Source organism: Microbacterium sufflavum, from assembly GCF_023091155.1.
Lineage (GTDB): Bacteria > Actinomycetota > Actinomycetes > Actinomycetales > Microbacteriaceae > Microbacterium > Microbacterium sufflavum.
Genome location: NZ_JAHWXK010000001.1, coordinates 483,473 through 505,812, shown reverse-complemented (window position 1 = coordinate 505,812; position 22,340 = coordinate 483,473). Strand labels below are relative to the sequence as shown.

24 protein-coding genes are annotated in these 22,340 nt (G+C 73.2%); 16 read left to right on the top strand and 8 right to left on the bottom strand.

From position 1 onward, the window contains the following. Positions 1-91 precede the first annotated feature (91 nt). Genes KZC56_RS02600 through KZC56_RS02590 form a run of 3 tightly spaced genes read left to right on the top strand, consistent with a single transcriptional unit; the run spans position 92 to position 2,684 of the window. A complete protein-coding gene (locus KZC56_RS02600) occupies positions 92-994 on the top strand; it encodes an SDR family oxidoreductase (RefSeq protein WP_136034121.1) in 903 nt (300 codons plus the stop codon). Next, positions 991-1,773 carry a MaoC/PaaZ C-terminal domain-containing protein gene (locus tag KZC56_RS02595; RefSeq protein WP_247637795.1) on the top strand — a complete coding sequence of 261 codons (783 nt, stop codon included), beginning with the start codon at positions 991-993 and terminating at the stop codon, positions 1,771-1,773. The genes KZC56_RS02600 and KZC56_RS02595 overlap by 4 nt, the downstream gene beginning before the upstream one ends. Further along, positions 1,770-2,684, top strand: coding sequence for an NAD-dependent epimerase/dehydratase family protein (locus tag KZC56_RS02590; RefSeq protein WP_136034126.1), 915 nt, complete (start codon positions 1,770-1,772; stop codon positions 2,682-2,684). Before KZC56_RS02595 ends, KZC56_RS02590 begins: the two co-directional genes overlap by 4 nt. On the opposite strand, the gene coaE is transcribed toward KZC56_RS02590, so the two are convergent. Continuing rightward, positions 2,659-3,291 carry a dephospho-CoA kinase gene (gene coaE, locus KZC56_RS02585; RefSeq protein WP_247637794.1) on the bottom strand — a complete coding sequence of 211 codons (633 nt, stop codon included), beginning with the start codon at positions 3,289-3,291 and terminating at the stop codon, positions 2,659-2,661. The two genes, KZC56_RS02590 and coaE, sit on opposite strands and share 26 nt — an antisense overlap. 24 nt (positions 3,292-3,315) lie before the next feature. Continuing rightward, positions 3,316-3,825, bottom strand: coding sequence for a GNAT family N-acetyltransferase (locus tag KZC56_RS02580; protein ID WP_136034128.1), 510 nt, complete (start codon positions 3,823-3,825; stop codon positions 3,316-3,318). 130 nt (positions 3,826-3,955) lie between these two features. On the opposite strand from KZC56_RS02580, the gene KZC56_RS02575 reads away from it, so the two are divergent. Together KZC56_RS02575 and KZC56_RS02570 are read left to right on the top strand one after the other, a co-directional pair. Next, a complete protein-coding gene (locus tag KZC56_RS02575; RefSeq protein ID WP_136034130.1) occupies positions 3,956-4,516 on the top strand; it encodes an acyl-CoA thioesterase in 561 nt (186 codons plus the stop codon). A 39-nt stretch (positions 4,517-4,555) separates the two neighbouring features. Further along, complete coding sequence (locus KZC56_RS02570) at positions 4,556-5,956, top strand: hypothetical protein (protein ID WP_136034132.1); 1,401 nt, start codon at positions 4,556-4,558, stop codon at positions 5,954-5,956. Here KZC56_RS02570 and KZC56_RS02565 read toward each other — a convergent pair. The 3 genes from KZC56_RS02565 to KZC56_RS02555 are packed head-to-tail and all read right to left on the bottom strand — an operon-like array spanning position 5,911 to position 7,738. Next, on the bottom strand, positions 5,911-6,501 hold the full coding sequence (locus KZC56_RS02565) for a hypothetical protein (protein ID WP_247637793.1): 591 nt from the start codon (positions 6,499-6,501) through the stop codon (positions 5,911-5,913). The genes KZC56_RS02570 and KZC56_RS02565 overlap by 46 nt on opposite strands. Beyond that, entirely contained in the window at positions 6,498-7,061 is a 564-nt protein-coding gene (locus KZC56_RS02560; protein ID WP_247637792.1) for a DUF4352 domain-containing protein, read from the bottom strand. The genes KZC56_RS02565 and KZC56_RS02560 overlap by 4 nt, the downstream gene beginning before the upstream one ends. Next, a complete protein-coding gene (locus tag KZC56_RS02555; RefSeq protein WP_168442887.1) occupies positions 7,058-7,738 on the bottom strand; it encodes a hypothetical protein in 681 nt (226 codons plus the stop codon). Before KZC56_RS02555 ends, KZC56_RS02560 begins: the two co-directional genes overlap by 4 nt. Before the next feature lie 74 nt (positions 7,739-7,812). Here KZC56_RS02555 and KZC56_RS02550 point away from each other — a divergent pair, with 74 nt between their 5' ends. The 6 genes from KZC56_RS02550 (at position 7,813) to rocD (ending at position 15,468) form a co-directional block, all read left to right on the top strand. Further along, positions 7,813-11,466, top strand: a complete 3,654-nt coding sequence (locus KZC56_RS02550; RefSeq protein ID WP_247637791.1) for a proline dehydrogenase family protein — start codon at positions 7,813-7,815, stop codon at positions 11,464-11,466. Positions 11,467-11,549: 83 nt separating this feature from the next. Beyond that, positions 11,550-11,984, top strand: coding sequence for a hypothetical protein (locus KZC56_RS02545; RefSeq protein WP_136034142.1), 435 nt, complete (start codon positions 11,550-11,552; stop codon positions 11,982-11,984). Continuing rightward, positions 11,984-12,214: a helix-turn-helix transcriptional regulator gene (locus KZC56_RS02540; protein WP_136034144.1), complete on the top strand. Its 231-nt coding sequence runs from the start codon at positions 11,984-11,986 to the stop codon at positions 12,212-12,214. The genes KZC56_RS02545 and KZC56_RS02540 overlap by 1 nt, the downstream gene beginning before the upstream one ends. Beyond that, positions 12,211-13,203 carry an NAD(P)-dependent alcohol dehydrogenase gene (locus tag KZC56_RS02535; RefSeq protein WP_206252632.1) on the top strand — a complete coding sequence of 331 codons (993 nt, stop codon included), beginning with the start codon at positions 12,211-12,213 and terminating at the stop codon, positions 13,201-13,203. Before KZC56_RS02540 ends, KZC56_RS02535 begins: the two co-directional genes overlap by 4 nt. Positions 13,204-13,369: 166 nt before the next feature. Beyond that, entirely contained in the window at positions 13,370-14,248 is an 879-nt protein-coding gene (ddaH, locus tag KZC56_RS02530; protein ID WP_136034148.1) for a dimethylargininase, read from the top strand. Then, positions 14,245-15,468 (top strand): ornithine--oxo-acid transaminase, encoded by a 1,224-nt coding sequence (gene rocD / locus KZC56_RS02525; RefSeq protein ID WP_240744654.1) that lies wholly within the window; start codon positions 14,245-14,247, stop codon positions 15,466-15,468. Before ddaH ends, rocD begins: the two co-directional genes overlap by 4 nt. 81 nt (positions 15,469-15,549) lie before the next feature. Here the strand turns inward: rocD and KZC56_RS02520 are convergent, their stop codons facing one another. The 3 genes from KZC56_RS02520 to KZC56_RS02510 are packed head-to-tail and all read right to left on the bottom strand — an operon-like array spanning position 15,550 to position 17,669. Beyond that, a complete protein-coding gene (locus KZC56_RS02520) occupies positions 15,550-15,828 on the bottom strand; it encodes a hypothetical protein (RefSeq protein WP_136034150.1) in 279 nt (92 codons plus the stop codon). Positions 15,829-15,888: 60 nt separating this feature from the next. Continuing rightward, positions 15,889-17,223, bottom strand: a complete 1,335-nt coding sequence (locus KZC56_RS02515; RefSeq protein ID WP_136034163.1) for an MFS transporter — start codon at positions 17,221-17,223, stop codon at positions 15,889-15,891. A gap of 5 nt (positions 17,224-17,228) precedes the next feature. Continuing rightward, positions 17,229-17,669, bottom strand: a complete 441-nt coding sequence (locus tag KZC56_RS02510) for a MarR family winged helix-turn-helix transcriptional regulator (RefSeq protein WP_136034152.1) — start codon at positions 17,667-17,669, stop codon at positions 17,229-17,231. Positions 17,670-17,740: 71 nt separating this feature from the next. Here KZC56_RS02510 and KZC56_RS02505 point away from each other — a divergent pair, with 71 nt between their 5' ends. The 5 genes from KZC56_RS02505 to KZC56_RS02485 all read left to right on the top strand — a co-directional run bounded on the left by KZC56_RS02505 (position 17,741) and on the right by KZC56_RS02485 (position 22,339). Further along, positions 17,741-18,484, top strand: a complete 744-nt coding sequence (locus tag KZC56_RS02505; RefSeq protein WP_247637790.1) for a copper homeostasis protein CutC — start codon at positions 17,741-17,743, stop codon at positions 18,482-18,484. A 9-nt stretch (positions 18,485-18,493) separates the two neighbouring features. Next, complete coding sequence (locus KZC56_RS02500; protein WP_136028536.1) at positions 18,494-19,348, top strand: alpha/beta fold hydrolase; 855 nt, start codon at positions 18,494-18,496, stop codon at positions 19,346-19,348. 193 nt (positions 19,349-19,541) lie between these two features. Continuing rightward, positions 19,542-20,279: a DUF1684 domain-containing protein gene (locus tag KZC56_RS02495; protein WP_136036951.1), complete on the top strand. Its 738-nt coding sequence runs from the start codon at positions 19,542-19,544 to the stop codon at positions 20,277-20,279. Positions 20,280-20,312: 33 nt separating this feature from the next. Continuing rightward, positions 20,313-21,362: a lipoate-protein ligase LplAB gene (gene lplAB / locus KZC56_RS02490; protein ID WP_136028538.1), complete on the top strand. Its 1,050-nt coding sequence runs from the start codon at positions 20,313-20,315 to the stop codon at positions 21,360-21,362. Further along, a complete protein-coding gene (locus KZC56_RS02485) occupies positions 21,341-22,339 on the top strand; it encodes a DNA-methyltransferase (protein WP_372490542.1) in 999 nt (332 codons plus the stop codon). Before lplAB ends, KZC56_RS02485 begins: the two co-directional genes overlap by 22 nt. The last annotated feature ends 1 nt before the right edge of the window (position 22,340 follow it).

Below are 22,340 nucleotides of genomic sequence, written 5' to 3'. Positions count from 1 at the left end.
TCACCGTGCATTTGCCCTAGCAATTGCTTGGTTGGTATGCTCGGGCGCATCCCACCCGCGTCCGCCGACGCCGCTCGAAGGAGAGTCGACCATGGCAGGAATACTCGAAGGCCGCGTGGCCATCGTCACCGGTGCCGGTCGCGGCCTCGGCCGAGAGCACGCGCTGGAGCTCGCGCGCCAGGGGGCGAAGGTGGTCGTGAATGACCTCGGCACGACCCTCGACGGTGACGGCGTCTCGGTCGGTCCGGCGCAGGAGGTCGTCGAGCTCATCGAGGCCGCCGGGGGAGAGGCGATCGCGAACGGCGCCGACATCGCCGACTTCGCGCAGGCCGGGGCCCTCGTCGAGCAGGCGCTCACGGCGTTCGGACGACTGGACATCCTCGTGAACAACGCCGGGTTCGTGCGCGACCGCATGCTGGTCAACGCCGGCGAGGACGAGTGGGACGCGGTGATCCGCGTGCACCTCAAGGGGCACTTCGCGCCGCTGCGCCACGCGAGCGCGCACTGGCGTGCCGAGGCCAAGGCCGGGCGGCAGCCGGTCGCCCGCGTCGTGAACACCTCGTCCGGCGCCGGGCTCCAGGGCAGCATCGGGCAGGCGGCCTACTCCGCCGCGAAGGGCGGCATCGCCTCCCTCACCCTCGTGGCCGCCGCCGAGCTGCAGCGGTACGGCGTGCACGTCAACGCGATCGCCCCATCCGCCCGCACGCGCATGACCGAGGGGCCCTTCGCCGACGCGATGGCCGCGCCCGCGGACGGCTTCGATCGCATGGACCCGGCGAACGTCTCGCCCGTGGTCGCCTGGCTCGCCAGCGCGGACTGCGACGTCACCGGCCGCGTGCTGGAGATCGAGGGCGGCCGCCTCTGCCTGGAGGAGGGATGGCGGCACGGGCCCCGGCGTGACCGGGATCGGCGGTGGGACGCGGCCGAGGTCGGCGAGGCGGTGCGGGCCCTGGTCGCCGAAGCTGCTGCCCCCGAGCCGGTGTACGGCGCATGAGCGCGGGCGACTGGGCCGGGCGCGACCTCGGCGAGCAGACAGTCGGCTACGACGAGCGCGACGCGATCCTCTACGCGCTGTCGGTCGGGGCCGCCGCGACCGACCTCGATCTCGTGTTCGAGGACCGTCTGCGCGTGCTCCCGTCGTTCGGGCTGACGCTCGCGCAGTGGGCGCCCGACGTGCTCGCCGAGGCGGGGGCGTTCGACGACCGCGCCGTGCACGGCTCGCAGACGCTGGAGGTGCACCGGCCGCTGCCGCGCTCGGGCGAGCTGCGGCTGTCCGCCCGCGTTGGCGACGTGTGGGACAAGGGTTCCGCGGCCGTGTTCGACGTGATCGTGGAGTGCGCCGAGTTCACCGCGACCTGGTCACTGTTCGCACCCGGTGCGGGCGGGTTCGGTGGGGAGCGGGGCCCGGCGCGGGCTGCCACCGACGAGCGACCGGTGGGTGCGACGGCCGCCGTGACGACGTTCCCGACGCAGGCCGCCCTGTACCGGCTGACCGGCGACCGCCACCACATCCACATCGATCCCGCGGCGTCCGCGCGGATCGGGCAGACCGTGCCGATCCTCCAGGGGCTGTGCACGCTCGCCGCCACCACCCTCGTCCTCGCTTGCGAGCAGGGCGCGCATCCGGCCGACCTCCGCTCGCTACGGGGCCGGTTCAGCGGTCCGGTCATCCCGGGCGATGTGCTCGAGGTCGAGTCGTGGCACGGCGGCGACTTCGAGTTGCGGCGCGACGGGACGTCCGTGATCTCCGACGGCCGGGCGGTGTTCGCATGAGCCGGGTGCTGGTGGTCGGCGCGACCGGGATGATCGGCAGTCACGTCGCCGCCGACCTCGCCGCGCGCGGTGACGCGGTGACCGTGATGGCGCGGCGCGAGCCGTCCGAGCGCGACCCCCGGGCCATCGCCGGGATGCCGCGCCTCCGGGGCGACTACACCGACGCCGGGTCCGCCGCGCTGCTCGACGGTTTCGACGCGGTCGTGTTCGCGGCGGGCAACGACATCCGCCACGTGCCCGCCGCGCAGGAGGACGACGCGTTCTGGGAGCGCACGCAGAGCGTCGGGGTGCCGCGCTTCGCCGCGCTCGCGAAGACCGCGGGCGTCGGCCGGTTCGTGCAGATCGGCAGCTACTACCACCAGCTGCACCCGGAGTGGGCGGAGCGGATCCCCTACGTGGCGGCGCGGCGCGACGCCGACGAGCGCACCCGCGCCCTGAGCGACGACGGTTTCGCGGCGATCACCCTGAACCCGCCGTCGATCGTCGGCGCCGATGAGCGCGGCCTGCGGCGGTTCGCCCGCATGATCGCGTGGACGCGCGGCGAGCTCGACGAACCCGCGCTGTTCGCCCCGCCCGGCGGCACCAACTACCTGTCGGTGCGCTCGCTCTCGCAGGCCGTACAGGGCGCGCTCGATGCGGGCGAAGGCGGGCGGGCCTACCTGGTGGGCGACGCGAACCTCACGTATCGCGACTACTTCCAGCTGCTCGCCGACGCCGCCGGCAGCGCGCACACGATCGAGGAGCGCGACGAGGAGCATCCGTTCCAGCCCGACCGCTTCATCGTGCAGGGCCGCGGCGCGGTGATCGCGTACGAGCCGGACCCCGCGGAGACCGCCCTGCTCGGCTACGACCGGGGCGATGTCGAGCGCGCGCTGGCGGAGATCGTCACCGCGGCGGACGCGCAGCGCTGAGCCGCTCCCACAGCACGGCCGTCGCGGCGAGAGTGTCGGCGAGGGTGCCGTCCGTGCGCAGCACCTCGTCGGCAATCGCGATCCGGTCGGCCTCGGCGCCCTGTGCGCGGAGCCGCCGCTCGGCCTCGGCCGCATCGTGCCCCCGCTCCTCCCGCAACCGTCGCAGGCGCATGGCCTCGGCGGCCTCGACCGTCACGACCCGGTCGTACGTCCAGGGCAGGGGGGCGGTGGTGCGGCTGAGCAGCGGGATCTCGTGCACCACGACACCCGGTTCGCGGCGGGCCTCGGCGATGCGCGCAGCCACCTCGGCCAGCAGAGCCGGGCGCAGCAGGGCGTTGTAGCAGGAGAGGAGGGCGGGATCGTCGAACACGCGTGCCGCGACCGCCGCCCGGTCGAGAGACCCGTCCGCCGTGCGGACCTCGGCCCCGAGCAGCGCCGTGATCCGGTCGAGCAGCGCCGCGCCGTCCGTGGTGCCGGGATCGACGATGGCACGTGCGGCCGCGTCACCGTCTACGATGCGGGCACCGTGCGCGGCCAGGGCGCGCGCGACCGTGCTCTTCCCCGCGGCGATCCCGCCCGTGAGTCCGACCAGGATCGCCGCCGTCACGAGGGTTCTCCCGGTCGCGACGCGTCAGGGACGGACGAAGCGGACCTCGGTGAGCGTCTCGCCGAGGAAGGGCTCGGTGTGCGAGGCGCCGTCGAGGTGGAAGCCGTTGCGCGTGTAGAAGCGGTGCGCGCGGGGGTTGTCCTCCGCGACCCACAGGTAGAGCGGCTCGTCCTTCTCGACCGCGGCGTCGAACAGCTTCTGGCCGATGCCGGTGGAGTGGTACGCGTCGAGCAGGTAGATGAAGTAGAGCTCCCGGAAGGCGGGGGCGTCCTTGTCGCGGGCGGGGCCGGAGCCGACGAAGCCGACGATCTCGCCGTCGACGAGGGCCGCGTTCATCTTGAAGTCGGGGCCCTGCGCGGCCCAGTGGGTCCACAGCTCGGCCATGCGGCGGGGCGAGACCTTCTCCAGCGCGGCCTTGCTGATCAGGTGATCGTAGGTCTCGTGCCAGCACTGCGCGTGCACGCGACCGAGGGCTTCGGCATCCACATCACGGACCGGACGGACGATGACTTCGGGCTGGGCTTCGGCGCTCATGCGGTGACTCTACGCGCGGCCCGTGAAAACTCGAAATCGGCGCGGAGCGGGGTGACGCGCGGGTGAACGGCCTGGAGGAACCGCACAATGATATTCACGGTTCGTGCGCCGCTGGCTACGATCGTCCCTCGTGAACGTGATCTGGCGGACCCTCCTCGTGATCCTCGGCGCGCGGCGTCGCGTGCGGCAGGGGAAGACCCTCGACCCGACCGCGGTGAGCAGCGTCACCGTCACGACCCTCCCCACCGACCTCGACATCCTCCGGCACATGAACAACGGCCGCTATCTGTCGCTGTTCGACCTCGGCCGCTGGGATCACCTGATCCGCACCGGGCTGTTCGACGTGATGAAGCAGCGCGGCTGGTACGCGGTCGTCTCGAGCGAGACCATCACGTTCCGCAAGTCGCTGCAGCTGTGGCAGCGCTTCGAGGTGCAGTCGCGGTTCATCGGCCACGACGACAGGGCGCTGTTCCTGGAGCACCGGGCCGTGGTCGACGGCGAGGTGTACGCCAGGGCCATCGTGCGGGCGCGCGTGCTGCGGCGCACGGGCGGCACCGTGAGCAACGAGGAGCTGTTCGCCGCGGTCGGCAAGCCGGAGGGCGTGCCGGAGATCGACGCCTGGGTGCACGACTGGGCGGCGGCGTCCGCCCTCCCGCCCGTGCGCACGCCCGCCCCCAGCGTCTGGAACTGATCAGGCGCGCGGCGGGCGCACTGCCGATATATTGACGCTGTGCTGGCCATCCTGACGACCGCCGGGCGCGTGCTGCTGCGGCACTGGCCCGCGCTCATGGCGTGGTACCTGGCCGGGGTCCTCGTGCACTACGTGATCACCGAGATCGCCGGTTTCGTGGGTGCCACCTCGGCCACGCTGGGCTTCCTGGTGCTGCCCATCGCGATCCTCGCCCGGCTCGTCAGCCTGGTGGCCATGTTCCTGGTGCTGCGCGACGGGCTGCGCAACCTGCAGGAGGTCGCCCCGCTCCCGGAGTCCGCCGCCGACCGGCGCCGGACGTTCCTCACCGCGCTGCTCGCCGGGATCCTCCCCTTCTTCGCCGTGTACTGGGCGCAGGGCCTGCTCGGCGAGGACGTGCGCACCTACTCGGCCCGTGCCCTCGAGGTGCGCTCCGGGATCATCTGGACGGCGAGCGTCAACGGCGAACCGGCCGTCGGCTCCGAGGACACGGTGCTCAACCTGCCCCTCAACGTCTGGACGATCGCGATCATCGTCGTCGCGTTCGCCGGGCGATGGGCGTGGTCGAAGTGGTCGCCGAAACTCGCCGCCTGGCTCTCGCCCGTGGCGGTGTACTTCGAGGTCGTCTGGGTGTTCTTCTCGGTCATGGTGCTCGGCGACGTGTTCGACGCGATCAAGGCCTGGGTAGACAGCCGAGCCGCGATGGCGGTCCTGGAAGACGTGCGCGAGGGACTGCTGGACGCGGTCGCGCCGCTGCGGTGGCTGTGGGACGGGGTCGGCTGGGTGCTGTCGGAGGCCGGTCCGGTGCTGCTGGCGCCGCTGGCGTGGCTCACGATCGCCGGCGTCGTGTTCGGGCAGGCGATCGTGGCCGAGAAGCTGCGCGTCGAGAGCCGGTTCCTGTCGCGGTTCCGTCAGCACGCCGAGGCCATCCCCAACCCGCTCGTGCGCCGGCTCAGAGACCTCGGCGACGAACTCGGCGCCCGGTTCCGCCCGATCGGTCGCGCGCTGCTGCTGATGTGGCGGGCCGGCCCGCTCCTGGTCGCGTCCTACGCCCTGCTGTACGTGGTGGTGAAGGCGCTCGAGTCGTACCTGGCCTTCGGTCTCACCCGCCTGATCGGTCCGCACGACTTCGTCTTCTGGGCGGTCGCGACGCCCCTCGTGTCCCTCGTCCCGATGCTGCTGATCGAGCCCGTGCGCATCGCCGTGATCAGCGGCGCGTACGACGCCACGCTCGGGCGACTGCGACGCAAGCAGCAGGAGCGCTCCGACACCACCACCGGTTCCGCGGCCGAGGCGGAGATGCGCGCCGTCGCCGATGCCGCGGGGCTGCTGCCCTCCTCGGTCGACGCGGTCGCCGCGGCCGTCGTCGCCGCCCCGCCGCGCGATGCCGTGGGGGGTCAGAGCTCGAACGCGAACCTGAGGAACGAGCCGCCCGCGTCGTAGGGTCGCACGTCCACCCAGAACGGGCCCTCCGCGTCGTCCGGCACCACGAACGGCACGACCAGCTCGTACTCCCCGGCCTCTGCGCTCAGGCACGTCTCCGGCTCGTCCGGGTCGGACAGCAGCCCGATCTCCAGACGCACGGGGCGCCACTCGCGGCCCGTCGCCCGCTCCACCAGCTTCGGGGTCTCGCAGCCGATGCCCGCGGTGCTCGCGTCGACCGGCACCGCCACGGCGATCAGCCGCGTGCCGTCGGGGACGTCGAGGCCGCTCACGTCGTCGATCTCGCCCCCGCGCACCGGACCCCACTCGGCTCCGGCGAGGTCGGCCGAGGCGTCTTCGTCGACCGTGATCGCGGTGACCGCCCTGGCTCCGAACCCGAAGTACTGATACCACTCCTGCCAGCCGACGGCCGCGGCGGTGACCGGGGCGAGCACCGCGAGGGCGACGAGCGCGACGGCGTTGCGACGCCACCACGACGGCCGACGCGGCGCCGGTGCGGGCTCGACCGTGGGCGCGGGCGGGAGCGGCGGAGGCGGGATCGTCATCGGCGGGCCCACCCGTTCTCGTCGAGGAGGATCGCGGACTCGACCGGGAGGTCGGCGAGGTCGAGCGGCAGGTCGACGACCCCGTCGAGCAGCACCTTGCCGATGCCGGCGCCCGCGACCCCGAGGCGCAGGGTGGCGCGGGCGTCCGTGACGTCGTCTGGCAGCTCGAAGGCCAGGCTCCCCGCGCGGGGGACGCCGGTCACCAGCCGCTGCTGCGAGAACGTCGTCCCGCGATCGGTGGCGCTGAACGTGCGGTCGCCGATGGCGAGCTGCGCGAGCGAGAGGGTGCTGAGGTCCTGCGTCACGGCGGACGCGGCCTCCAGGTCGACCACCAGCCAGGTGCCGTCGGCCGACCAGCCGTCCGCGTCTTCGACCCGGTCGGCCAGGCGCACGTCGGTGATCGTCACGACGAGGTTGCGCACGGCGGCCTCCTCGCCGATCCGCGTGACCCGGGGGAACGCGGCCGTCGCGGCGTCGTCCGGAAGCGTGACCTTCGACACCACCCACGCGCCGGCGAGCAGCGCCGCGGTGAGCAGCCACACGAGGACGTGCTTCTTCACGGTGCCGTCTCCTCCCCGATCCGCGCCGTGAGGGTCGCGCCGACCCGCACGTCGGTCCAGTAGTCCCCGCGGATCACCCGCGAGCCGACCGCGTGCGTGGAGTCCGGCAGGGTGAGCGTGAGCTCCTCGCCCTCCCGGTAGTCGTCCGGCCCCACGAGCCAGGCGAGCAGCAGTCGTGCGGGGACGTCGGGCTGCAGCGTCGGGGCCCCGCGTCCGTCGTCGGCCCGCGACACCTGCCCCTTCTCGTCGAGGCCCTCGATGCGGATGCCGTCGACCACCGCCGACTCGGGGACGCCCGAGGTCGAGCCGCGCGGGGCGTGGAAGGTGTTCACCGCGTCGACCGTGACCACCAGCACGCGCTCGCCCTTCTCCTCCTCGGGGAACACCCACGTCTGCCCGCGGTCGTCGCGCAGCTCCACCGCCACGACCGTCAGCTCCAGGTCGGACCCCGCGTACGTCTCACCCACCGCGACCTCGGGGATCGGGTCGACCGCGGCCGCCTCCAGCCCGCCGAACACCGCGGTGCCGGCGAGGAGCAGCGCCCCCGCGCCGGTGAGCAGCCACGGGGTCGGGATCAGGTCGATGCTGCGCCGCGCCCACCCCAGCACCCTGGCCCGGGCGGCGGACGCGTCGCTGCGGCCCTGCGGCGCCGTCCCCTCCGGCGGTGTCGTGGTCACGGCAACAGCATAGGGGCGAGGTCGTGCGGCCCGGGCTCCCGCCGAAACAGGGGCCCGGTCATAGGCTGAGGATCATGGCCGAGCTCCCGCCGGATGCCGCGTCGTCCGCCCCCCTCTCCGACCGTGCGATCGACCTCGCGCGCCGCTGGGTGATCGAGGCCGCGGCGGCCGACGTCGACCCCGCGGCCGCACGCCTGGCCGGGGTGCTGCGCGACGCGAACGGCCTCCCCTTCACGCTCGGCTTCGTCGACGGGGTGATGCGCCCGGAGAGCCTGACCGCGGCCGCCGCCCGCCTGCACCGCATCGCGCCGATCGTGCCCGAGTTCCTGCCCTGGTACCTGCGCTCGGCCGTGCGTCTGGGCGGGGGTGTCGCGCCCGTGCTGCCGACCCCGGTCGTGCCGATCGCGCGGCGGGCGCTGCGCGACATGGTCGGGCACCTCGTGGTCGACGCGCGTCCCGCCAAGCTCGGCCCCGCGATCGAGCGGCTGCGTGCCTCGGGTTCGCGGCTCAACCTCAATCTGCTGGGCGAGGCGGTGCTGGGCGAGGCCGAGGCGCAGCGCCGGCTCGACGGCATCCACGAGCTCATCCGCCGCGCCGACGTGGACTACGTGTCGGTCAAGGTGTCGGCCATCATGAGCCGCATCTCGATGTGGGGGTTCGACGCCGTCGTCGACCGCGTGGTGCAGCGTCTGCTGCCGCTGTACCTGACCGCGGCGGACGACGGCACCTTCATCAACCTCGACATGGAGGAGTACCGCGACCTCGACCTCACGATCGCGGTGTTCACGCGGCTGCTGGAGGATCCGCGGCTGGCGCGGCTGGAGGCCGGCATCGTGCTGCAGGCCTACCTGCCCGACGCGCTGCCCGCGCTGCAGGAGCTGACCGCGTGGGCGCAGGACCGCGTGGCCCACGGGGGTGCCCGCATCAAGGTGCGGCTCGTGAAGGGCGCGAACCTCGCCATGGAGCACGTCGAGGCGCGGCTGCACGGCTGGACCCCCGCGACCTACGACACCAAGCTCGACACCGACGCGAACTACCTCCGCTGCCTGGACTGGGCGCTCACGCCCGCGCACACCTCCGCCGTGAAGCTGGGGATCGCCGGGCACAACCTGTTCGGCATCGCCTACGCCTGGCTGCTCGCGGGCGAGCGCGGCGTGCGCGACGCGATCGAGTTCGAGATGCTGCTCGGGATGGCGCAGGGCCAGGTGCGGGCCGTGTCGCGCGAGGTCGGGGCGGTGCTCCTGTACGTGCCCGTGGTCGCCCCGGCCGAGTTCGACGTGGCCATCAGCTACCTGGTGCGGCGGCTGGAGGAGAACGCGTCGTCCGACAACTTCCTGTCCGCGGCCTTCCGGCTGCACGAGGACGAGGGGCTGTTCGCCCGGGAGCGCGACCGGTTCCTCGACGCCCTCGACCGCTCCACGGACGCGACCCTGCTCCGCGGACCGCGCCGCACGCAGGACCGGCTCGCACCCGTGCACGAGTCGGTCCGCCCGACCGCCGCGGCCCCGATCCCCGAGGCCGACCTGACGCAGGCGGTGCTGGGCATCGCCCGCGGCACCGACGGCGCGGACACCGGGGCCTTCCTGGAGACGGCGGTGTACGCGGCCCGCGAGCGCGGTGAGGACACGAGCGGCGCTCCGGGCTTCGCCAACGCGCAGGACACCGACCTCGCGCTGCCCGCCAACCGGGAGTGGGCCGACGGGATCCGCGGTCGCCTGGCCGACTCGACCGTGGGGGAGGCCGTGCTCGCCGCCGCGCGCGTGGACGACGCCGACGAGCTCGGGCGCCTCGTGCGGGGCGTGCGCGCCGCGGCCGCGTCGTGGGGCTCGCGTCCGGCGGCGGAGCGCGCGGAGGTGCTGCTGCGGGCCGCCGCCGCGCTCGACGGTCGGCGCGGGGAGCTGATCGAGGTGGCCGCGGCGGAGACCGGAAAGGTGTTCGCCGAGGCCGACGTGGAGGTCAGCGAGGCCGTCGACTTCGCCCGCTACTACGCCTCCACGTGCCGCGAGCTCGACGCGATCTCCGGTGCCGTGTTCGTGCCGGCGCGCGTGACCGTGGTCGCGCCGCCCTGGAACTTCCCGCTGGCGATCCCGGCCGGAGGAGTGCTCGCCGCGCTCGCCGCCGGCTCGGGGGTCGTGCTCAAGCCCGCCCCGCAGGCGCGACGCTGCGCCGCCGCGCTCGCCGAGGCCCTGTGGGAGGGTGGCGTGCCGCGCGAGGTGCTCGCCCTGGTCGACATCGAGGAGGGCGAGCTCGGACGGGCGCTGATCACCGACGAGGCCGTGGACCGCGTGATCCTCACCGGCTCGTGGGAGACGGCGGCGCTGTTCCGCTCGTGGCGCCCCGACCTGCCGCTGCTCGCCGAGACCAGCGGCAAGAACGCCATGATCATCACGCCGTCCGCCGACCTAGACCTGGCCGTCGCCGACCTGGTCAAGAGCGCCTTCGGGCACGCGGGGCAGAAGTGCTCCGCCGCCTCCCTCGCGATCCTCGTCGGCCCTGTCGGCCGTTCGCAGCGCTTCGCCCGGCAGCTCGCCGACGCGGTCCGCTCCCTGCGCGTGGGCTGGCCGGCGGATCCGTCGGCCGAGGTGGGCCCCGTGATCGAGCAGCCGCAGGGCAAGCTCGCCTGGGCGCTCACCGAGCTGGAGGGCGACGAGCGGTGGCTGATCGAGCCCGCCCCCGTGGACGGCGACGAGAGCGGACGACTGTGGCGGCCCGGCGTGCGCGTGGGCGTGCAGCCGGGGTCGCGCTTCCACCTCGAGGAGTTCTTCGGCCCGGTGCTCGGCATCATGCACGCGCCCACGCTCGCGCGCGCGATCGAACTGCAGAACGCGGTCGCGTACGGCCTCACGGCCGGGCTCCACACGCAGGACCCCGACGACCTGTCGCTCTGGCTCGACCGGGTGCAGGCGGGCAACCTCTACGTCAACCGCGGCACCACGGGGGCGATCGTGCAGCGGCAGCCCTTCGGCGGCTGGAAGCGGTCGTCGGTCGGACCCGGTGCGAAGCCGGGCGGCCCGAACCACCTGATCGGCCTCGGCACGTGGCGCTCGCAGCCCGGGGGCGCGGCATCGAGCACCCTGCACCTGCGGGGACTCGACTCGCGCATCACGGCGCTCATCGAGTCGGCGCAGCCGTCGCTGGCGTACGAGGCCTTCGAGTGGCTGCGGCGGGCGGCCCTGTCGGATGCCCTGGCCTGGGACCGTGAGTTCGGGCGGGTGCGCGACGTGTCGCGGCTGGAGGTGGAGCGCAACCTGTTCCGCTACCGCCCGGGGCACGTGGAGATCAGGGCGACCGAGGACGCACGGCTGCAGGACGTGCTGCGGGTCGTGATCGCGGGGGTCCGCGCGGGGGCGGGCTTCGTGCTCTCCACCCCGGTGGGGCTGCCGGCCGGGGTGCGGCACGCGCTGGGCGACCTCGACGCGGTGGTGTTCCTGGAGTCGGACGAGGAGTGGATGCAGCGCCTGCTGCCCGCGGAGGAGGAGCCGGCGGAGGGCGCGAGCGCGGGCGCGCGGTACGACCGGGTGCGTCTGGTGGGCGGCCGGGAGGCGGTCGCGACCCTGCGGGCGTCGCTGGCGGCGGCGACCGCGGGCGACCCCGATCTGGCGGTGTACGACGCGGAGGTGACCGCGGCTGCCCGCATCGAGCTGCTCCCGTTCGTGCACGAGCAGTCGATCTCCATCACGGCGCACCGCTACGGCAACCTCGACCCCTGGAGTGCTCCCGTCATCTGACCCCGGGCGTGTAAAAGATTCTTGACACCTCTGCCGGCCGCGCGTAGCCTCATGTCAAGAATCCTTTACATTCGGAGGGCGTCATGGTCTACGAGGAACGCAATGTCTGGGCGGGGCTCATCATCAGCCCGATCGTGCTCGTCGCCTACGTGGTGCTCGTGCTGCAGCAGGCGGCGGGCGGGCCGCTCACCGCGGTCGACTGGTTCCCGCTCATGCTCTGGAGCATCGGCGGCGGCATCGTCGGCACCATCCTGCTCAGCGTCGCCTGGGGCATCCTCGCCGGGATGCGCGACCCCGACGGCGTCGGCCGCTCCGACATCCGCGACCGCGACATCGGCCGCATGGGCGCCCGCGTGGAGCAGGCGTTCGTGGCGATCGCCGGACTCGGCGTGATCGTGCTGTGCGGGATCGGAGCCGACGTCTTCTGGATCGCGAACACGATGTTCCTCGGGTTCTTCGTGGCCGCGGTGGTCGGCGGCATCGCCCGGGTGATCGCCTACCGGCGGGGGCTCGTGTGATGGTCAAGCCCACCCTCGTCTCCAACAGCATCCGCGCCCACCGCGAGCGGGCAGGGCTCACCCAGGCCGAGCTCGCCAAGACCGTCGGCGTGACGCGCCAGACGCTCATCGCGATCGAGCAGCAGAAATACTCGCCCACGCTCGAGCTCGCGTTCCAGATCGCTCGCGCCTTCGGCGTCGGGCTCGACGAGCTGTTCTCCTATCCGAGCGCCCCCGGAGGTGCCGCATGACCGCCCGCATGGCCGCCTGGCGTCGCGAGACCTACGGCCCCGCCGACGGAGTCGCGCTCGAACGCCTCCCCCTGCCGCAGCCGCACCACGGCGAGGTGCTGCTCCGCGTGCGGGCCACCGCCCTCAATGCGGGCGACGTGCGGCTGCTGCTCGGCGATCCGCTGCTCGTGCGACCGGCGTTCGGGCTCACCCGGCCGAAGCATCCCGTGCGCGGCATGGAGGTCGTCGGCACGGTCGTGGGCGTCGGGCCCGACGTGGTGGGCGCCGAGCTCGACGAGCACGTGGTCGGCGAGCTCGTGGGCGGCGGAGGTCTCGCGGAGTACGTGCGGGTGCCGGCCGCCCGGCTCGTGCCGCTGCCGCCGGGCGTGGAGCCCGAGGTCGCCGCCACGCTCCCGGTCGCCGGGGGCACGGCGTGGCAGGCGCTCGACCTCGGCGGGGTCGGACTGCACGGCGGCACCCCGCGGGTGCTGGTGATCGGGGCGTCGGGCGGGGTCGGCACGTTCGCGGTGCAGCTCGCCGCGCTGCGCGGGGCCGAGGTGTGGGCGTCGTGCCGCGACCGCAACCAGCCGCTGATCGAACGCCTCGGGGCCGTGCGCACGTTCGACCACCGGGTCACGCCCCTGCGCGAGCTGCCCGCGGGGCACTTCGACGCGATCATCGACGTCGCGGGCGGCATCCCGCTGCGGCAGCTGCAGCGACTGGTGGTGCCCGGCGGTCGCGTGGTGCTGGTCACCGGCGACGGCGGGCCCGTGCTGGGTCCGATCCCGCGCATGCTGAGGGCGGTCGTGCTGTCGCTCGGATCGCGGCGCATCCGCCCGCTCGCGGCGACGCCCCGGCCCGAGGTGCTCGCCCGGCTGCTCGAGCTCGTGGCGGATGGCAGCCTCGTGCCGGTGATCGCCGAGACCTACGACTTCGCCGGGGCCGGGGCCGCGCTCGCCCGGCTGCAGGAGGGGCACGTGGTCGGAAAGCTGGTCGTGCGCGGCACCTGAGCGCGGCGGCGCGGGATCTGGCGGGCGGTCAGGCGCGGGTGGCACAATGGTCACCGGCGTGCCCGAGTCGCATCTTCCCCGCACCCGCTCCCGCGCGAGCGACGGGTCGAAGGACCGCCGGGCCCCTGGACAGCGTCCGCCGCGCCCGTTCACACGAGGAGCATCCATGTCGACGCCGGAGACCGCCGTCACCACCGCCCCTGCGCGCACCGCGCACCGCCGCCACTACCTGATGTGCCGTCCAGAGCACTTCACGGTGAACTACTCGATCAACCCGTGGATGGAGCCGGCCAAGCCGACCGACACGGCCCGTGCGGTCGAGCAGTGGCAGAAGCTGTACGACCTGTACGTCGAGCTGGGCCACGAGGTCGAGCTGATCGAGCCGCTCGCCGGATACCCCGACATGGTCTACACGGCCAACGGCGGCTTCCTGATCGACGGCCGCGCGTACGTGCCCGAGTTCCGCTTCGTCGAGCGTCAGGGCGAGGCCCCGGCGTTCGCCGACTGGTTCCGCGCCAACGGCTACGACACGGTGCTGCCCGAAGAGGTCAACGAGGGTGAGGGCGACTTCCTGCTGGTGGGTGACGTGATCCTCGCCGGCACCGGTTTCCGCTCCACGGGCGACAGCCACCGCGAGGTGGGTGAGGTGTTCGGCCGCGAGGTCGTGTCGCTCAACCTCGTCGACCCGCGCTTCTACCACCTCGACACCGCCATCGCGGTGCTCGACCCGGTGCAGGGCGTGGAGAACGGCGGCCCGGAGCGCGCCAACATCGCCTACCTGCCCGGTGCCTTCGACGACGCCAGCCGGGCCGAGCTCGAGCGGCGCTTCCCGGACGCGATCCTGGTGTCCGACGAGGACGGCGCGGTGTTCGGCCTCAACTCGTCCAGCGACGGCTACAACGTGATCATCTCGCCGCGCGCGAAGGGCTTCGAGCAGCAGCTGCGCGAGCGCGGGTACAACCCGATCACGGTCGACCTGTCCGAGCTGCTGCTCGGCGGCGGCGGCATCAAGTGCTGCACGCTCGAACTGCGCGGTGCGAAGTGACCGCGGTCGAGCCGGTGACCGCGGCGGCCGCTGAGGCCACGGCGCACGCGGAGCCGCACGTCGCGCACAACTACCACCCGCTGCCGGTCATGATCGCGCGGGGCGAGGGCGCGTGGGTCACCGACGTGGAGGGCAAGCGCTACCTCGACCTGCTCGCCGCCTACTCGGCCGTGAACTTCGGTCACCGCCACCCCGCCCTGGTCGCCGCCCTCACGGAGCAGCTCGGCCGCGTGACCCTGGTGAGCCGGGCGTTCCAGAGCGACACGCTCGAGCCCTTCGCCGCGGCGCTCGCCGAGCTGTGTGGCAAGGAGCTCGTGCTCCCGATGAACACCGGCGCCGAGGCCGTGGAGACCGGCATCAAGGTCGCCCGCGCGTGGGGCTACCGCGTGAAGGGCATCCCCGAGGGCGAGGCGCGCATCGTGGTGGCCAACGGCAACTTCCACGGGCGCACGACCACCATCGTGAGCTTCAGCGACGACGAGACCGCGCACGACGACTTCGGCCCCTACACGCCGGGCTTCGACCGGGTGCCGTTCGCCGACGCCGACGCCATCGAGGCCGCGATCACGGAGAACACCGCGGCCGTGCTGGTCGAGCCGATCCAGGGCGAGGCCGGGGTCGTGATCCCGCCGGAGGGCTACCTGCGCCGCATCCGCGAGATCTGCGACGCGAAGAACGTGCTGTTCATCGCCGACGAGATCCAGGCGGGACTGGGCCGGGTGGGCGAGACGTTCGCGTGCGACCGCGAGGGCGTCGTGCCCGACCTGTACCTGCTCGGCAAGGCGCTCGGCGGCGGCATCCTCCCGGTGTCGGCCGTGGTGGGCGACCGCGACGTGCTGGGCGTGATCCGCCCGGGCGAGCACGGGTCGACGTTCGGCGGCAACCCGCTCGCGGCGGCGGTCGGGCTGCGCGTGGTGGAGATGATGCAGACGGGCGAGTTCCAGGAGCGCGCACGGGCTCTGGGTGCGCACCTGGAGGCCGCGCTGCAGCCGCTCATCGGCCACGGCGTGACTGCGGTGCGCATCGCGGGGCTGTGGGCCGGCGTCGACATCGACCCGGCGATCGGGACGGGCCGGGCGGTCGCGGAGAAGCTGTCGGAGCGGGGTGTGCTCGTGAAGGACACGCACGGCCAGACCATCCGCATCGCCCCGCCGCTCGTGATCCGCGCGACCGAGCTCGACTGGGCGGTCGAGCAGCTCAAGCTCGTGCTGGCGGGCTGAGCCCCTCACACGCACGCGAAGGATCCGCGGACGGGCACCGGTCTCCGGTCGTCCCGTCCGCGGTTCCGTCTGCGGGAGCGCTCAGGCCGGCGGGTTGTCCGGGTCGAGCGTCTTCAGGGTGTCCTCCTCGGCGGGGTTGTCCGCGTCGAGGCCGTCCTCCGTGTTCTCCGAGCCGCCGAGCGGGGCGTGACCGGGGCCGGAGCTGCCCTGGATCGCGCCGCCGGTCGACTCGCCGCGGGAGCTGTCGCCCTGGATCGCGCCGCCGGTGCCGTCGCCCTGGCCATCCTCCTGGGGCACGTCGACGTCGGGCGCGCCCTCGGCCGGGTCCTGGGGGTGGGGGGTGCTCATGTTGTCGTCCATGGCCCGACCGTACGGCGCGGGGCGGATGACGCGGAGGGCGTTGACAAAACGCCGCGGTCGTCACTCGCCGTCGTCGCGGCGCACCGTGCGGATCGGCGTGGTCACGGTCGCCTTCTCGGTGAAGTCGACCGGTTCGACGGGCTGCACGACCCGCAGCGGCCGCGTCTCGTCGAGGGTGAGCAGGAAGCGGCTGGTCTCGTGCCGGTGCAGGCGCCCGGAGGTGAGCACCCACAGCACGCCGATCGCGCACGCGACGAAGCCCGCCGTGCCGCCCAGCATGATCGCGGCGCGCGGGCCGAACGTGTCGGCGACCCACCCGGCGATCGGCGCGCCGACCGGGGTCGAACCCATGATCACGGCCATGTACAGCGCCAGCACGCGTCCGCGCAGCGCCGGGTCGGTCGTGATCTGCACGTACCCGTTCGCCGTGGTCAGCAGCGTCACGATCATGAAGCCCGTGAAGGTGAGGGTCACGGCGTAGGCGAGGTAGCTCGGCATGGCGGCCGACACGAACGCGGCGATGCCGAACCCGCCCGCGGCGAGGATCACGACCCGCACGCGGGCGGTGTCGCGGCGGGCGGCGAGCAGCGCGCCGATCAGCGAGCCGATCGCGAGCACCGAGCTGAGCACCCCGTAGCCGTCGGCTCCCGCACCGAACTCGAGGGCCATGGTGGAGGCGAAGATCGGGAAGTTCATGCCGAACGCGCCGATCAGGAACACCGTCACGAACACGACCTTGAGGTCGCTGCGCGCCCACACGTAGCGGAAGCCCTCGGCCAGCCCGCCCCGGTTGCGGTGCTTGGGCCGCGGGGCGAGCAGGTTCGCGCGCATCAGCAGCAGGGCCAGGATCATCGCGAGGAAGGTGGCGGCGTTGGCGATGAACACCCACCCGGAGCCGATCGCGACGATGAGGAGGCCGCCCACGGCCGGGCCCACCATGCGGGCGAGGTTGAACGAGGCGGAGTTGAGGGCGACCGCGTTCGAGGTGTCGGCGGCGGAGACCATGTCGGACACGAAGGCCTGGCGGGCCGGGGCGTCGAACGCGTTGACGATGCCGAAGCCGAGCGCGAAGGCGAACATCATCGGCAGCGTCATGACGCCGGCCAGCAGCAGCGAGCCGACGGCGATCGCCAGCGCGAGCAGCGAGCCCTGCGTGGCGAGCAGGATGCGGCGGCGGTCGAAGCGGTCGGCCACCCAGCCGGTGAGGCTCACGAGCACGAGGGGCGGCCCGAACTGGAGGGCCATCGTGATGCCCATCGCGGTCGCGTCGTTGTCGGTGAGCTCGGTCAGCACGACCCAGTCCTGCGCGGTGGCCTGCATCCAGCCGCCGACGTTGGAGACCAGGGCGCCCGCGAACCAGATGCGGTAGTTGATGTTCGCGAACGAGCGGAACATGGCGCTCATCGTTCGACCACCCTCCGCATCAGGGCGCTCGCATCGCGCAGGATCGCGAGCTCGGCCTCGGTGTAGTCGACCTCGCGGAGCATGTCGGCCAGCAGCTCGTCGCGGCGGCGGATGGTCTCGACCACGATCTCGGCGCCGGCGGGCGTGATGTCGACCTGCACGCGCCGGCGGTCGTCCTCGTCGGGCGTGCGGGCGACGTAGCCCTGCTCCTCGAGCCCGTTGACGATGCTGGTCATGGAGGGGGCGGTCACGCGCTCGCGCTCGGCGAGGGTGGAGATCGTGCGCCGGCCGTTCATGCGCAGATCGGCGAGCACGGCGAGCTGGGTGTCGCTCATGGTGTCGGCGGCGCGGGCGCAGCGGAGGCGGCGGGCGAGCCGGAACGTGGCCAGGCGCAGGTCTGTGGCGGTGAGGGCGAGGAGATCATCGGGCGCAGACATACTTAGTTAGTCTATCTAATATTCGGGCGTCGTGGGCGGGCCGTCGCGCATCCACCCGGCAGAATGGACGGGTGACCCGTACCCTCGCTCTCGAACTCGCCGTCCAGGACCCCGCCGGAGTGCGCATCGCCGCAGAGATCGGCGCCGCCCGTGTCGAGCTCGCCACGGCCCTCGCGCTCGGCGGCCTCACCCCCTCGCCCGGGACCGTGGAGCTCGCGCTCGCCGCCGCCGCCGACGGCCCCGAGGTGCACGTGCTGATCCGTCCGCGCGCCGGCGACTTCCACTACGACGCCGACGAGCTCGCGGTCGCCGAGCGCGACGTGCGCCACGCGATCGCCGCGGGGGCCGCGGGCGTCGTGATCGGCGTGCTCGACGCCGCCGGCCGCCTCGACCGCGAGGCCGTCGCCCGTCTCCGCGACGCCGCCGGGGGAGCACCCGTCACGCTGCACCGCGCCATCGACGTGACCGCCGACCCGGTCGCCACGCTCCGCACCGCGCGCGAGCTCGGGCTGCGCCGCGTGCTCACCTCGGGCGGAGCGTCCGCCGCGATCGACGGCATCGACACGCTGCGCGCCCTGGTCGCCGCGGCCGAGGGCGCGATCGAGGTCATGGCCGGCAGCGGCGTCGACGTCGCGAGTGCCCCCGTGCTCGCCGAGACCGGCATCGACGCGCTCCACTTCTCCGCCAAGCGCACGGTCGTCGCTGAGGGCGGCGTGCGCATGGGCTCGGCGTCCGACGGCGTGGGCGGCTACGAGGTCACCGACCGCGACATCGCCGTCGCGATCAGGGACGCGCTCCCGGGGCGCGACCGGTAGGGTCGCAGCGTGACCGACACCCGCGAGTTCACCGATTCCCACGGCATCGCCATCGTCTACGACGTCCACCCGGCTGCGGGCGAGCCCCGCGGCGTCGTGCAGCTGCTGCACGGCGTGGGCGAGCACGCCGGCCGCTATCCCGCGCTGATCGCCGCGCTCACCGGCGCGGGCTTCCACGTGTACGCCGACGACCACCGCGGCCACGGGCGCACCGGTCTGCGTCAGCACGGCGACCCCGAGAAGCTGGGGCGGCTCGGCCCCGGCGGACTCCGGGCGGCGAAGGACGCGATCTGGCAGCTCACCGGCATCATCCGCGACGAGAACCCCGGCCTGCCGCTCGTGCTCCTCGGGCACTCGTGGGGGTCGTTCCTGGCGCAGATGCTCGTGAACGAGCACGCCGAGGCGTACGACGCGGTGATCCTCTCCGGCTCGGCACTGCGGACCCCGCGGTCGCTGAACCCCGCGCCGCTGAACGCCGCGTGGGCCGCCGACGACGCGACCGGATACGAGTGGCTGAGCCGCGACCCCGCGGTGTGGAAGTCCTTCGAGGAGGACCCGCTCACCACGGGCGTGCCCCTCCTGAAGCTGTTCGGTCCGCTCGACGCGGCGCGGCTCTACGGTCGTCCGGCGAAGCACCTCGCCCGCGACCTGCCGATGCTCCTCCTGGTCGGCCGCGACGACCCGGTCGGCGGTCCGCGCAGCGTCCACAAGCTCGCCGACGAGTATCGCCGCCGCTCGGGCCTCACCGACGTCACGACCCTCGTGTACCCCGACGCCCGTCACGAGATCTTCAACGAGCAGCAGCAAGACGAGGTGCGCGCCGACGTGCTCGCGTGGCTCGACGCGCACATCCCCGCCCGCTGACACCCGTACCCGCCCGTCCCTGGGCCCGGACTCGCACCCGCACCGGCCCGTCCGCACCCACACCCGCACGCGACCGAGGCGGACTGTGACGCGGGATGACGCGCGGTGAAGGAGTGTGACGCGAGCGCGCCGCGCCCGGCGTCGGCGACCTAGATTCGGCTCATCCGCAGCAGGGACGGGAGGGCGCGCGGCGATGGGTTTCCGGAGCGACTGGCACGAATGGCATGCGGCGCGCGAGCGCTACGCCGGCGCGGAGTACGGGCCGTCCGCGCTCGAGTCCACGAACTGGCTCATCAGCGAGCCCGCGGCCGTCGACGGCATCCCCGGGCTCTGGGCCCTCGCCGGCGACGATGGCATCCGCGGCACCGAGCTCGGTCAGGCGGGGTCGAGCGTCACCCTCCGCGGCGCGCAGACCCTGCGTCTGGGCCGCCGCGAGCTGCGCGTGTTCGACCGCAACGGAGCGATCGCGCTGCGCGTGTGGAACCCCGCGCGCCCGCAGCGGGAGTGGTTCACGGCGATCGACGCGTACGCCCCGGACGAGCGGTGGCGGCTGCCCGCCACGTTCGAGCCGACGCCCGGCGAGCGGATCCTGGTGACCTCGGTCGACGGCGCCTCGCGCGAGACGGACGTGGCGGGGCGCCTGCACTTCACGCTCGCCGGAGCCCCGCACACCCTCACGGTCACCCGCACCGGTCAGGGCACCCTGAGCGCGGTGTTCTCCGACGGCACCAGCGGCCTGGAGACGTACCGGTTCCGTTTCCTCCCGGTCGACGAGCCCGCCGAGGACGGGACGGCGGTGCTCGACTTCACGCGCGCCTACCTGCCGCCGTGCGCGTTCTCCGACCAGTTCGTGTGCCCGCTGCCGCCACCGGGCAACCGCTACTCCACGCCCATCCGCGCGGGGGAGCGCGTGGTGGTGCTCGGCGGCTGACCCGCGCGGCACGGCGCGCCTTAAGCTGGAGTCGTGCACGGTGAATACAAGGTCCCTGGGGGCAAGCTCGTCGTCGTCGACCTCGAGGTGGAGAACGACCGGATCGCGCGGTTCCGGCTCGCCGGCGACTTCTTCCTGGAACCGGACTCGGCGCTCGACGACATCAACGCGGCGGTCGAGGGTCTGCCCGTGGAGTCCGACGCCTCCGCGATCGCGGCCGCCGTCCGCGGGGCCCTCCCCGAGGGGGCGCAGCTGCTCGGCTTCACGCCGGAGGCGGTCGGCACCGCCGTGCGACGTGCCCTGGTCACCGCGCCGGGCTGGCGCGACTTCGACTGGGAGATCGTGCACGACAGGGCCGTCTCCCCGCGCATGAATCTCGCGCTCGACGAGGTGCTCACGTCGCGCGTGGGCGAGGGGCGTCGTCGTCCCACGCTGCGCATCTGGGAGTGGGACGAGTCGGCGGTCGTGATCGGCTCGTTCCAGTCGTACCGCAACGAGGTCGACCCGGAGGGCGCGGCCCGGCACGGGTTCGACGTGGTGCGCCGCATCTCCGGCGGCGGGGCCATGCTCATGGCGGCCGGCCAGATTATCACCTACTCGCTGTACGTGCCGGCGTCGCTCGTGGCGGGCATGACCTTCGCCGACTCCTACGCGTTCCTGGACGACTGGGTGCTGCAGGCGCTGCGCTCGCTCGGCATCGACGCGGTGTACCAGCCGCTCAACGACATCGCGAGCCCCACCGGCAAGATCGGCGGCGCCGCGCAGAAGCGTCTCGCCAACGGCGGGGTGCTGCACCACGCGACGCTGTCGTACGACATCGACGGTCAGGTGATGACCGAGGTGCTGCGCATCGGCCGCGAGAAGCTCAGCGACAAGGGCACCACGTCGGCGGCGAAGCGCGTCGACCCGCTGCGCAGCCAGACCGGGCTCGAGCGGGCGGAGATCATCGACCGGTTCGTGGAGACGTTCCGCTCGCTCACGTCCGCCGAAGACGGCACGATCACGCCGGAGGAGTACGCCGACGCCGAGGCTCTGGTGGAGTCGAAGTTCTCCACCGACGCGTGGCTGCACCGGGTGCCGTGACGACCTCGGACGCGGGCGCGGGCCGTCCCGTCGCCGCGGAGGGGGCGCCGCGGGGTGCGGTCGAGATCGTGGAGGGCGACAACCTCGCCGTCGCCGCGACGCTGCCATCCGGATCGTTCACGCTGGTGTACCTCGATCCGCCGTTCAACACCGGGCGGGCGCGCGAGCGGCAGGTCGTGACCGCACGGCGGACGTTCACGACTCCTCACGACCCCGCCGATCCGGAGGCCCCCGGTGCCGACGGGCCTGATGCGGAGGCAGATCCGCGGAGTTCCGAACCCGCGGCGGCGGAGGCCGAGGTGCGGCACGGGTTCCACGGCCACGCGTACGAGCGGGTGCGGGGCATGCTCCGCGCGTACGACGACAGCTTCGACGACTACGGCGCCTTCCTGATGCCGCGGCTGGAGGAGGCGTGGCGGCTCCTGGGCGACGACGGCACGCTGTATCTGCACCTCGACTACCGGGAGGCGCACTACGCCAAGGTGATGCTCGACGCGGTGTTCGGGCGGGACTGCTTCCTCAACGAGCTGATCTGGGCCTACGACTACGGGGCGAAGTCGCGGCGGCGCTGGCCCACCAAGCACGACACGATCCTGGTGTACGTGAAGAACCCGCGCACGTACGTGTTCAACTCCGACGACGTCGACCGCGAGCCGTACATGGCTCCCGGTCTGGTCACGGCGGAGAAGGCGGCGCGCGGCAAGCTCCCCACCGACGTGTGGTGGCACACCATCGTCCCCACCACGGGTCGCGAGAAGACGGGCTATCCGACGCAGAAGCCCGAGGGGATCCTGCGGCGCATCGTCACGGCGTCGAGCCGTCCGGGCGATCGCGTGCTCGACCTCTTCGCGGGCAGCGGCACGACCGGGGCGGTGGCGTCGGCGCTGGGCCGTGACGCGGTGCTGGTCGACGACAACCCCGAGGCGGTGCGGATCATGGCCGAGCGCATGCCGCACGCCGAGGTCCGTCGCGGTTGAG

Coding starts and splice junctions, on each gene's coding strand:
- KZC56_RS02550 (WP_247637791.1), top strand. CDS start 7,813: ATGGCCGAGCTCCCGCCGGATGCCGCGTCGTCCGCCCCCCTCTCCGAC.
- KZC56_RS02580 (WP_136034128.1), bottom strand. CDS start 3,825: ATGAGCGCCGAAGCCCAGCCCGAAGTCATCGTCCGTCCGGTCCGTGAT.
- KZC56_RS02590 (WP_136034126.1), top strand. CDS start 1,770: ATGAGCCGGGTGCTGGTGGTCGGCGCGACCGGGATGATCGGCAGTCAC.
- KZC56_RS02540 (WP_136034144.1), top strand. CDS start 11,984: ATGGTCAAGCCCACCCTCGTCTCCAACAGCATCCGCGCCCACCGCGAG.
- KZC56_RS02495 (WP_136036951.1), top strand. CDS start 19,542: ATGGGTTTCCGGAGCGACTGGCACGAATGGCATGCGGCGCGCGAGCGC.
- KZC56_RS02520 (WP_136034150.1), bottom strand. CDS start 15,828: ATGGACGACAACATGAGCACCCCCCACCCCCAGGACCCGGCCGAGGGC.
- KZC56_RS02535 (WP_206252632.1), top strand. CDS start 12,211: ATGACCGCCCGCATGGCCGCCTGGCGTCGCGAGACCTACGGCCCCGCC.
- ddaH (WP_136034148.1), top strand. CDS start 13,370: ATGTCGACGCCGGAGACCGCCGTCACCACCGCCCCTGCGCGCACCGCG.
- KZC56_RS02510 (WP_136034152.1), bottom strand. CDS start 17,669: ATGTCTGCGCCCGATGATCTCCTCGCCCTCACCGCCACAGACCTGCGC.
- KZC56_RS02545 (WP_136034142.1), top strand. CDS start 11,550: ATGGTCTACGAGGAACGCAATGTCTGGGCGGGGCTCATCATCAGCCCG.
- KZC56_RS02515 (WP_136034163.1), bottom strand. CDS start 17,223: ATGTTCCGCTCGTTCGCGAACATCAACTACCGCATCTGGTTCGCGGGC.
- KZC56_RS02600 (WP_136034121.1), top strand. CDS start 92: ATGGCAGGAATACTCGAAGGCCGCGTGGCCATCGTCACCGGTGCCGGT.
- KZC56_RS02595 (WP_247637795.1), top strand. CDS start 991: ATGAGCGCGGGCGACTGGGCCGGGCGCGACCTCGGCGAGCAGACAGTC.
- KZC56_RS02565 (WP_247637793.1), bottom strand. CDS start 6,501: ATGACGATCCCGCCTCCGCCGCTCCCGCCCGCGCCCACGGTCGAGCCC.